Raw genomic sequence first — 10185 nt, 5'->3', positions numbered from 1 at the left:
GGAGTCGGTGCGCGCCGAGACGCGCAACGCCCACCGCGCGTACGAGAGCCTCGGCTGCGACATCCTCGCGATGGTCACCAACCGGGTCGCCCCCGCCGACCGCGACGAGATCCACGCGCTGCTCGCCGCCGACCTGCCCGTGCGCAGCTACGTCCTGCCGGACGAGCCCGCGCTCTCAGCGCCGACGGTCGCCCAGATCACCCACGCCCTCGGCGGCCGGGTGCTGCTCGGCGACGACTCCGGGCTCGCCCGCGACGCGCTCGACTTCGTCTTCGGCGGCGCCATGCTGCCGACGTTCCTGAACGCCCTGACCCCGGGCTGCCTCGTCGTCACCCCCGGCGACCGCGCCGACCTGGTCGTGGGCTCGCTCGCCGCGCACAGCGCGGGGACCCCGCCCATCGCGGGCGTCCTGCTGACCCTGAACGAACAGCCGGGCCAGGAGATCCTCACCCTCGCCGACCGCCTCGCGCCCGGTACCCCGGTCGTCGCCGTCTCGGGCGGCTCCTTCCCGACGGCGGCCGAGCTGTTCGCCCTGGAGGGCAAGCTCAACGCCGCGACCCCCCGCAAGGCGGAGACCGCCCTCGGCCTCTTCGAGCGGTACGTCGACACCGCCGACCTGCTGAAGCGGGTCTCGGCGCCGAGCAGTGACCGCCTCACGCCGATGATGTTCGAGCACAAGCTTCTGGAGCAGGCCCGCTCCGACCGCCGCCGCGTGGTGCTGCCCGAGGGCACGGAGGAGCGGGTGCTGCGCGCCGCCGACGTACTGCTGCGCCGGGGCGTCTGCGACCTGACGCTGCTCGGCCCGGTCGAGCAGATCCGCAAGAAGGCGGCCGACCTCGGGGTGGACCTCGTCGACTCCGAGCTGATCGACCCGCAGACCTCGGAGCTGCGGGACCGTTTCGCCGCGAAGTACGCCGAGCTGCGGGCCCACAAGGGCGTCACCGTCGAGCTCGCCCACGACGTGGTGGCCGACGTGAACTACTTCGGCACCCTGATGGTCCAGGAGGGCCTCGCCGACGGCATGGTCTCCGGCTCGGTGCACTCCACCGCCGCGACGATCCGCCCCGCCTTCGAGATCATCAAGACGAAGCCCGAGGCGTCGATCGTCTCGTCCGTCTTCTTCATGTGCCTCGCCGACAAGGTCCTGGTGTACGGCGACTGCGCCGTCAACCCCGACCCGGACGCCGAGCAGCTCGCGGACATCGCGGTGCAGGCGGCGGGCACGGCCGAGCAGTTCGGCGTGGACCCGCGGATCGCGATGCTCTCGTACTCCACGGGCACCTCGGGTTCGGGCGCCGACGTCGACAAGGTGCGCGAGGCCACCGAGCTGGTGCGCGCGAGCCGCAGCGACCTCAAGGTCGAGGGGCCGATCCAGTACGACGCCGCCGTCGAGCCCTCGGTCGCCGCGACCAAGCTGCCCGACTCCGATGTCGCGGGCCAGGCGAGCGTGCTGATCTTCCCCGACCTGAACACCGGTAACAACACCTACAAGGCCGTGCAGCGGTCGGCCGGCGCCATCGCCGTCGGCCCGGTCCTCCAGGGCCTGCGCAAGCCGGTGAACGACCTGTCCCGCGGCGCGCTCGTGCAGGACATCGTCAACACCGTCGTCATCACGGCGATCCAGGCCCAGGCCCAGACGCCGCCCCCGGCCACCTCCTGACCCCGACAGAAAGCCTCTCCACCGTGACCGCCTCTCGCGTACTCGTCCTCAACTCCGGTTCCTCCTCGGTGAAGTACCAGCTCCTCGACATGCGGGACCGCTCGCGGCTCGCCATGGGCCTGGTCGAGCGGATCGGCGAGGGCAGTTCACGGCTCACGCACACGCCGCTGACCGGCAGCGGTGCCGAGCCGCGCGAGCGCGAGGAGCGCATCGCCGACCACGCGGCGGCCCTGAAGGCCGTCGCCGAGGAGCTGTCCGCCGACGGCCTCGGCCTGGACTCCCCCGAGCTGGCCGCGATCGGCCACCGGGTGGTCCACGGCGGTCTGAAGTTCACCGAGCCGACCGTGGTGACGGACGAGGTGCTCAAGGAGATCCAGCGCCTGGTGCCGGTCGCCCCGCTGCACAACCCCGCCAACATCACCGGCATCCGCACCGCCCAGGCGCTCCGCCCCGACCTGCCGCAGGTCGCGGTCTTCGACACCGCGTTCCACACGACGATGCCGGAGTCCGCCGCGCGCTACGCGATCGACGTGGCCACCGCCGACCGGCACCGCGTACGCCGCTACGGCTTCCACGGCACCTCGCACGCCTTCGTCTCGCGCGCCGCCGCCAAACTGCTCGGCAAGGCCCCCGAGGACGTCAACGTGATCGTGCTGCACCTGGGCAACGGCGCGTCCGCGTCGGCGGTGCGCGGCGGCAGGTGCGTGGACACCTCCATGGGGCTCACGCCGCTCGAAGGGCTCGTGATGGGCACGCGTGCCGGCGACGCCGACCCGGCGGTCATATTCCATCTGGCCCGCGTCGGCGACATGGGCATCGACGAGATCGACGACCTGCTGAACAAGAAGAGCGGTCTCGTCGGACTCTGCGGCGACAACGACATGCGCGAAATCCGGCGCCGGATCGACGCGGGCGACGAAGCGGCCTCACTCGCCTTCGACATCTACATCCACCGTCTCAAGAAGTACATCGGCGCCTATTACGCCGTGCTCGGCCGGGTGGACGCCGTGGTGTTCACCGCGGGCGTCGGCGAGAACGCGGCGTCGGTGCGGGAGGCGGCCGTGGCGGGCCTTGAGGAGCTGGGCCTCGCGGTGGACGGCGCGCTCAATTCCGTACGATCCGACGAACCCCGGCTCATTTCGCCGGAGTACGCGCGCGTGGCCGTCGCCGTCGTTCCCACGGACGAGGAACTGGAGATAGCGAACCAGACTTACGCCCTGGTCAGTGACGCGGAAAAGGCGTGAATCGGAATTCGGCCCCGGCCCGCAACGCCTGAGCGCACTTCCGCCCATTTGTAGATTCCACCAGACGGAATATTCCGACGCGAAACAAACCGATAGGATCGTCCCCATGCGCCGTTCCAAAATCGTCTGCACGCTGGGCCCCGCCGTCGACTCCGAAGAGCAGCTCGTCTCGCTGATCGAGGCCGGCATGAACGTGGCCCGCTTCAACTTCAGCCACGGCACCCACGCCGAGCACCAGGGGCGGTACGACCGCGTCCGCTCGGCCGCCGAGAAGACCGGCCGTGCCGTCGGCGTCCTCGCCGACCTCCAGGGCCCGAAGATCCGTCTGGAGACCTTCGCCGAGGGACCCGTCGAGCTGGTGCGGGGTGACGAGTTCACCATCACCACCGAGGACGTGCCCGGTGACAAGTCGATCTGCGGCACCACCTACAAGGGGCTGCCCGGCGACGTCTCCAAGGGCGACCAGGTCCTCATCAACGACGGCAACGTAGAGCTGCGCGTCGTCGAGATCGACGGACCGCGGGTGAAGACGATCGTCGTCGAGGGCGGCGTCATCTCCGACCACAAGGGCATCAACCTGCCCGGCGCGGCCGTGAACGTGCCCGCGCTCTCCGAGAAGGACATCGAGGACCTGCGCTTCGCCCTGAAGATGGGCTGCGACATGGTCGCCCTGTCCTTCGTGCGCGACGCCAACGACGTCAAGGACGTCCACAAGGTGATGGACGAGGAGGGCCGCCGGGTCCCCGTCATCGCCAAGGTGGAGAAGCCGCAGGCCGTCGCCAACATGGAGGGCGTCGTCGCGGCGTTCGACGCCGTGATGGTGGCGCGCGGTGACCTCGCCGTCGAGTATCCGCTCGAAAAGGTCCCGATGGTGCAGAAGCGCCTCGTGGAGATGTGCCGCCGCAACGCCAAGCCGGTGATCGTCGCGACCCAGATGATGGAGTCGATGATCACCAACTCGCGTCCTACGCGCGCCGAGGCCTCGGATGTCGCCAACGCGATCCTGGACGGCGCGGACGCGGTCATGCTGTCCGCCGAGTCGAGCGTCGGCGCGTACCCGATCGAGACCGTCAAGACGATGTCGAAGATCGTCCAGGCGGCCGAGGAGGAGCTGCTCTCCAAGGGCCTCCAGCCGCTCGTGCCCGGCAAGAAGCCGCGTACGCAGGGCGGTTCCGTGGCCCGCGCGGCCTGCGAGATCGCCGACTTCCTCGACGCCAGGGTCCTGGTCGCCTTCACCAAGTCCGGTGACACCGCCCGCCGCCTGTCCCGCTACCGCGCGGCCCAGCCGATCCTGGCCTTCACCACCGACGAGTCGACCCGCAACCAGCTCACGCTGAGCTGGGGCGTGGACACCTACGTCGTGCCGCACGTCGACAACACCGACGCGATGGTCGACCTGGTGGACGCCGAGCTGATCAAGCTCAACCGCTTCAACGACGGCGACACCCTCGTCATCACCGCGGGCTCGCCCCCCGGCGTCCCCGGCACCACCAACATGGTCCGGGTGCACCACCTGGGCGGCAACGGCAACGGCCGCGACTGATCCGGTCGGCCGCACCCGTACCAACGCCGAGGGCGCCCCCTTGTCCCAAGGGGGCGCCCTCGGCGCTTTCGCGGCTCCCGGTGGCCGGGGGGTCAGCCGGTGATCGACTGATGCAGGCCGGGGATCGTGAGGTTCCCGCCGAACTGGCCCGCCTGCTGCACGGTCACGTCCGTGAAGTAGATCAGCGGGATGTTCAGCGGCGGCGGGTGCTCGGGGTCGAAGGTGATCGGGATGAGCCCGAACAGCTTGCCCGAGATCCGCTCGGTGTACATCGTGGTCTCCCCGCCCCTGATGGTGGACGTGGAGCCCTTGGCCGCCTCGACGTGGTACTTCTTGCCGGCCGGTCCCTCGACGATCTGGTGCAGATCACCGATGTCGGTGTTCTGCACGACGTACTTCAGCGCCTGCTTGGTCTTGCCGTTGGGCATCGTCAGGTTCACGACGCCCTGGTAGTCGGCGCCCTTGAGCGTCAGCGAGCTGGCTTCCAGGTGCCAGGGCTGGTTCGGGATCGGGACGGGCGTCTGCTCGCCCTTGCCGTCGACCTTCTTCTCGACCACGCACGGGAACGGCTTCTTGCCGTTCTCGTCCGGCGCCATCGGGTCCTCGGCCTCGGCCCCTTCCTTGTCCTCGGCGTCCCCGGCGTCCCCGGCCGCGTCCTTCGCCGCGTCCGCGCCCCTCTCCACCCCGTCCTTGAGACCGTCCCCGACCTTGCCGACCGTGTCCTCGACGGGCTTGGTGACCTTGTCCGTCGTGTCCTTGACCGGGTCGTCGGAGGAATCGGTCTCCTCGGAGCCGGAGTCCTCGGAACCGGACTTCTCGGAGCCGGACTTCTCGGAGCCGGACTTCTCGGAGCCGGAGGTGCTGGGCGCCGGACTCCCGGACTCCTTCTCCTGCTCCTTCTCCTGCTCCTTCTCCTCCTGCTCCTTCTTGTCGTCGGGCGTGAAGGCGTCCTTCAGGGCGTCACCGAGACCCAGCGGGTCCCAGGGGTTCCTGGTCTCGGTGGGCTCGGGCTCGGATGTGCCGTTCCTCTCCTCGGCGCCCGCCCCGTCGGCGGACGGCTCGGCGGAGGGCTCGTCCTTGGCCTCGTCCCCGTCCCCGCTCCTGTCCCCGGTGGCGGGCGACTCGGTCGTGGAGGGCTTCCCCTCGCCCTGCGCGCCGTCGCCCTCGCCGTCCTTGTCCTCGTCGGACGCCTTGTCCCCGGCATCCTTCTCGGCGTCCTTCTCGGCGGCTTCCCGGGCTGCCTTCTCCTCGGCCTCTTCCTTCGCCTTGTCGGCGTCCTTGGCCGCCTCGTCCTCCGCGTCCTTGTCGGGCGCGGTGACGCAGGGGCCGTCCTGGAAGGGGTTGTCGGGGACTCCGGGCTTCGCCTGCGCGAGCGTCGGGGTCAGGCCCATGCCCATCAGGACCGCGGTGGGCATGGCCGCGATGGCTATCGCCTTGCCCGCCGGTACCTGGAGCCGGGTCAGCAGCGGCTTTCTGGGAGCCGCGTGGCGCGGCCCGGTTCTCGCACGAGGCTCCCCCGCGGAGCTCTCGTGGTGCACCTCGTCAGCCGGCACGGTGCCTCCCGTTCGTCCCGTTCGTCGGGCTCGTTCCTGACAGATCGTCCTGTGCGCCGCTCACCCCACCCGCGGCCGCCGCGGCGGGAGCCTCGGGCGCCCCGTCCTGCACGGGGTCGCCGGACCCCTGGGTCCCGCGTCCCCTCGCGGGCTCACCGGCAGGCCTTGCGGCCGCCCAGGAGACGCCGAGGGCGCCACCGATCAGGGCGAGCAGGAAGCCGATGACGAAACCGCCGAAGTTGGACACCACAAGGGAGACCAGGGCGAGCAGGATCGCCGCGACGCCCGCGAAGATCCGGGAGTGCGGCTGGAACCACATGGTCAGGCCGAGCACGACCAACAGCACACCGATGATCAGCGATCCGGCGCCGGCGGTGGTCGCCATCCGGATCGTCATCGAGCCGAGCGTGAGGTTCGCGTACGGGAAATACATGATCGGGATGCCGCCGAGAAGAGTCAGCAGACCACCCCAGAACGGGCGCTGACCGCGCCACCCTCGGAACGATCGGCGCATCCGGCCGAGCTTGTCGCCCAGTCCCACTTGCGCTTCGGCGCTCATGTCGTACAGCTCCTCGGGAATGGCGTTGGTTCTGTGTGTCGTGCGGATTCGGGCACGGGGACGGCTCCGTCAAGTGCCGTCGCGCCCCCGCGCCCGGCCGTTCATCGCATCGAGTGCGTACCGAACTGCGTACGACCTACTCGGGCGGCTATCGCCCTAGTAGCACTCGTGCTTGCCCTTCTTGACCGACATGCCGAGGCCAGAGAGCTTGAAGGTGCCGGCGGTGGTCGCCCACGCACGCTGCTTGACGTCGGTGAACTTCACCGACTCCGCCTGCTGCGCGAACGAGTCCGGGGCGTACTTGTCGCCCTTGCTCGGACCCGGCCCCTTGGTGGTCTGGTCGACCGAGACGCCGATGTCCACCTTGTTGAAGGTCGCGTTGGCCTGCAGGTCATCGGCGTCGATGTAGAGCTTCTTGGCCTTGACCTTCGGACCGCCCTCGCCACCGGCCTTGAGGGTCATCGACACATCGCCGAAGACCGGGACCGGTACGACCACGGACTGGCAGAGGTTGGTGATCGTGGCCTCATCGAGACCGACGACGGCGACCGGGTGGGCACCCGACTTACCGCTGTCGAGAGCTCCGTACTGGACGAATCCCGTACCGTTGAGCTCCTTCGCAGTCACCTTGAACTGCTGACCGGACACACTGAACGATGCCGCGAGCGCACCCTGGGACAGGGCGACGCCTATCGCGGCTGTCGCCGCGACGCTCGGCACCATGACCACGGCGAACCGCTTCCATCTGGTTCCGCCACGAGCCACGGACTCCATGACTTTCCTCCTTCTCGGACGTACATCTCCGGCCCTGGCTGCTCCCGTTCGGGCGGCTCAGCCGGGCAGGGATGGGAGAAGTGCTACGTCCTCGGGAAGGAGAGCGCCCGATTCGCAGGGCGCTTACCGCACCACACATCACCGGCGATCACCCCCGAGCGACAACCACTGGTCGCGCCTGACGCATCACGCACAACCTCAAGGACAGGCCCTGCCGGGACGGCAGAGACCCCCCTGTCCCAGACCGGCGACGGCGTCACCGGTCTGCTCGGTGGGGACCCTGGGACCCCGCTCCCCGAGTGGCTGTCGGGGCTGCGGGTTCATTGGACCGAGCGTCGCCGATCGTGGTGCATTCTCGGCCCCTGCACAAGGGGGTTCGTTACTCGCTGGTAACGGGCGGATAACCGGGCTGCGGCCAGTCGGTATCGGTCGGCCACGGACGGTGGCTCAAAAGGCGGGTGCGAATCGGCACTTAAGCGGGCGAACCCGCCCACAGGGCTGGTGATGCCTTACTGGCAGTAACAGTGGCCGCGTTTACCAAGTTTTGGTAAAGCGCGGCCACTGTGTGCCCTGAGGACGAAGTTTTCACTCCGGCATCACAAGCCCCGGCGTTTAGCGACTGGTCAGCGGAGGCGGGGCCGGGGGCGGGCCTTGAGCGGGCCCCCGGCAAGTCCGGATCCGGCCGGATTCGCGTCGGCGGAGTCCGGCTTCCCCTCCGAAGGCGTCGGCCGAGTCCGGCTTCCTCTGCGAAGACGTCGGCCGAGTCCGGCTTCCCCTCAGAAGAGGTCGCGCGGAGTCGGGCTTCCCTCAGAAGAGGACGCGCGGAATCGGGCTTTCCTCAGAAGAGGACGCGGGCGAGGGCCGTGCGCGAGGCGATCACGCGCGGGTCGTCGCCGCCGACGACCTCGAAGAGTTCGAGCAGGCGCACGCGCGCCTTGTCGCGGTCGTCGCCCGCCGTGCGGCGCACCGTGTCGATGAGCCGCCCGAAGGCGTCCTCCACATGGCCGCCCACGAGGTCCAGGTCGGCGGCGGCGATCTGCGCGGGCACGTCGGCCGGCTTCTCGGCCGCTTCCTTGCGGACCTGCTGCGGGTCGAGGTTCTGCACGCGCTGGAGCAGTTCGGCCTGGGCGAGGCCGAGCTTGGCCTCGGTGTTGGCCGGGTCGTCGCTGAGCACGTTCCTGTACGCCTGTACGGCACCGTCGAAGTCGCCCGCGTCCAGCGCCTGGACGGCCGCTTCGAGCAGGGCGTCGTACGGTCCCGCCGGAGCCTCCGGCGCCTCGGCGGGCTCCTGGTCCCCGGCCGCGGGGTCGACCGCGAGGCCGGTCAGACCGAAGCGCTCCTCGCCGACCTGGATGAGCTGGTCCAGGGTCTGACGGATCTGGGCCTCGGGGGCCGCGCCCTGGAAGAGCGGCAGCGCCTGCCCGGCGACCACCGCGAAAACGGCCGGAATCCCCTGGACCCCGAACTGCTGCATCAGCATCTGGTTCGCGTCGACGTCGATCTTGGCGAGGAGGAAACGGCCGTTGTACTCCTGCGCCAGCCGCTCCAGAAGAGGGCTGAGCTGCTTGCACGGCTCGCACCACTCGGCCCAGAAGTCGATGACGACCGGGACCTCGGTGGACCGCTGGAGGACCTCGCGCTCGAAGCCCGCCTCGTCGACGTCGATGACCAGGCTCGACGGGGAGACCGCGGCGCCGGCCGCGCCCCCGCCCTGCCGGGCCGCTTCGGCGCGCGCCTGCTCCGCCTTCGCCTTGGCCTCCTGGGCCGCCTTCACCGCGGCGAGGTCGACGACTCCGCTCATGGACATGTTCCGTGGCTGCATGAGTACATCCTCCCCCAAGCCGTGGGCGAACCGCGCCCGTCCGGGAACCCCCCGCCGGATTGCGGGGTCCCAGGGGAGCGCGGCTACAAGGTCCCGAGGAGGACCGCTGGTTGGTCCGGGGTCCCCACCCCGGGCCGGGTGCCGTTCAGTTGCGTGGTTGCGCTGTGCTTCGTGGTAGGTGGTGTCGCCTGCGGACCGCACTGTGTCTGGCACGGTGGCTGGCACGGTGGACCGGGCCCGCGGGCAGCTTTCGCTACGGGTCGTAGCGTAACTGCCGAGCGGCGGGCCTGGGAAGACACCCCCGGTGATCTCTCTCACTCGGCACTCCGGCCTGATCCGTACTGGCCGGTATGGTCGCGGGCATGCAGAGTCCCAGCACGCCCTCCGCCCGCTCCGGCGGCCGTCCGCGGAGCGCGGCCGCCGACGCCGCGATCCTGGAGGCGACCCGGCAGGGCCTCGTCGAACTGGGCTGGTCGAAGCTGACGCTCGGCGCCGTCGCGACCCGGGCCGGGGTCGCCAAGACGACGCTGTACCGGCGCTGGGCGGGCAAGAGCGAGCTGGTCGTGGACGCGGTGGCGGAGCTCTTCGACCAGCTGGAACTGCCGGACAGGGGCAGCCTCGCCGCCGACATCGAGGGCGTGGTCCTGCAGTTCGCGCTGCTGCTCGGGCGTCCCGAGACGAAGACGGCCCTGATGGCGGTGGTCGCGGAGTCCACGACGGACGAGCCGCTGCGGGCCCGCATCCGGGCCTCCATCGTGGACCGCCAGAAGCGGCTCGTCCTCGCGGGGCGCAGGCGGGCGCAGGAGCGGGGCGAACTCCCCACGGAACCGGACCCGGCCGCCGCCGCCCGCACGGCGGACCTCATCTTCGACGTGATCGCGGGCGCGGTGGTCCACCGGACGCTGGTCAGCGCGGAACCGGTCGACGAGGAGTGGGCCCGCCGCTTCACCCTCCTCCTCCTGGGCGGCTTGTCGGCGACGACAGCACCGAACTGAGACGCCCCGGGACCGCCCCGGCGAACGCCCCCCGG

The 10185-nt window shown here is 70.2% G+C and carries 8 protein-coding genes; 4 read left to right on the top strand and 4 right to left on the bottom strand.

What is annotated here, in order from left to right:
- The 3 genes from pta to pyk form a co-directional block, all read left to right on the top strand.
- Window positions 1–1660: phosphate acetyltransferase (gene pta, locus AB8Z36_RS18545; RefSeq protein WP_369214445.1), on the top strand; the 1660-nt coding region annotated here is incomplete at its 5' end.
- Between the two features lie 23 nt (window positions 1661–1683).
- Window positions 1684–2904: an acetate kinase gene (locus tag AB8Z36_RS18540; protein ID WP_369214444.1), complete on the top strand. Its 1221-nt coding sequence runs from the start codon at window positions 1684–1686 to the stop codon at window positions 2902–2904.
- Window positions 2905–3010: 106 nt separating this feature from the next.
- On the top strand, window positions 3011–4447 hold the full coding sequence (gene pyk / locus AB8Z36_RS18535) for a pyruvate kinase (RefSeq protein WP_369214443.1): 1437 nt from the start codon (window positions 3011–3013) through the stop codon (window positions 4445–4447).
- A gap of 92 nt (window positions 4448–4539) precedes the next feature.
- Here pyk and AB8Z36_RS18530 read toward each other — a convergent pair whose 3' ends face one another.
- From AB8Z36_RS18530 to AB8Z36_RS18515, 4 genes are all read right to left on the bottom strand, one after another.
- Window positions 4540–6000 (bottom strand): hypothetical protein, encoded by a 1461-nt coding sequence (locus AB8Z36_RS18530; protein WP_369214442.1) that lies wholly within the window; start codon window positions 5998–6000, stop codon window positions 4540–4542.
- Window positions 5990–6559 (bottom strand): DUF6114 domain-containing protein, encoded by a 570-nt coding sequence (locus tag AB8Z36_RS18525; RefSeq protein ID WP_369214441.1) that lies wholly within the window; start codon window positions 6557–6559, stop codon window positions 5990–5992. Before AB8Z36_RS18525 ends, AB8Z36_RS18530 begins: the two co-directional genes overlap by 11 nt.
- Window positions 6560–6715: 156 nt before the next feature.
- Entirely contained in the window at window positions 6716–7333 is a 618-nt protein-coding gene (locus tag AB8Z36_RS18520; RefSeq protein ID WP_369214440.1) for a DUF6230 family protein, read from the bottom strand.
- Window positions 7334–8171: 838 nt separating this feature from the next.
- The gene (locus AB8Z36_RS18515) at window positions 8172–9155 is read right to left on the bottom strand and encodes a tetratricopeptide repeat protein (RefSeq protein WP_369214439.1); all 984 of its coding nucleotides are present in this window, start codon (window positions 9153–9155) and stop codon (window positions 8172–8174) included.
- A 362-nt stretch (window positions 9156–9517) separates the two neighbouring features.
- Here AB8Z36_RS18515 and AB8Z36_RS18510 point away from each other — a divergent pair, with 362 nt between their 5' ends.
- Window positions 9518–10150 (top strand): TetR/AcrR family transcriptional regulator, encoded by a 633-nt coding sequence (locus AB8Z36_RS18510; RefSeq protein WP_369214438.1) that lies wholly within the window; start codon window positions 9518–9520, stop codon window positions 10148–10150.
- Window positions 10151–10185 lie beyond the last annotated feature (35 nt).

The organism is Streptomyces flavofungini (assembly GCF_041028215.1).
GTDB lineage: Bacteria > Actinomycetota > Actinomycetes > Streptomycetales > Streptomycetaceae > Streptomyces > Streptomyces flavofungini_B.
Note: the sequence above shows the minus strand (reverse complement) of the source record. Positions and strands in the feature narration are given on the sequence as shown.

Bases quoted from the DNA above. Each gene is read 5' to 3' on its own strand.
- AB8Z36_RS18525 (WP_369214441.1), bottom strand. From the start codon at position 6,559: ATGAGCGCCGAAGCGCAAGTGGGACTGGGCGACAAGCTCGGCCGGATG.
- AB8Z36_RS18510 (WP_369214438.1), top strand. From the start codon at position 9,518: ATGCAGAGTCCCAGCACGCCCTCCGCCCGCTCCGGCGGCCGTCCGCGG.
- AB8Z36_RS18520 (WP_369214440.1), bottom strand. From the start codon at position 7,333: ATGGAGTCCGTGGCTCGTGGCGGAACCAGATGGAAGCGGTTCGCCGTG.
- AB8Z36_RS18515 (WP_369214439.1), bottom strand. From the start codon at position 9,155: ATGCAGCCACGGAACATGTCCATGAGCGGAGTCGTCGACCTCGCCGCG.
- pyk (WP_369214443.1), top strand. From the start codon at position 3,011: ATGCGCCGTTCCAAAATCGTCTGCACGCTGGGCCCCGCCGTCGACTCC.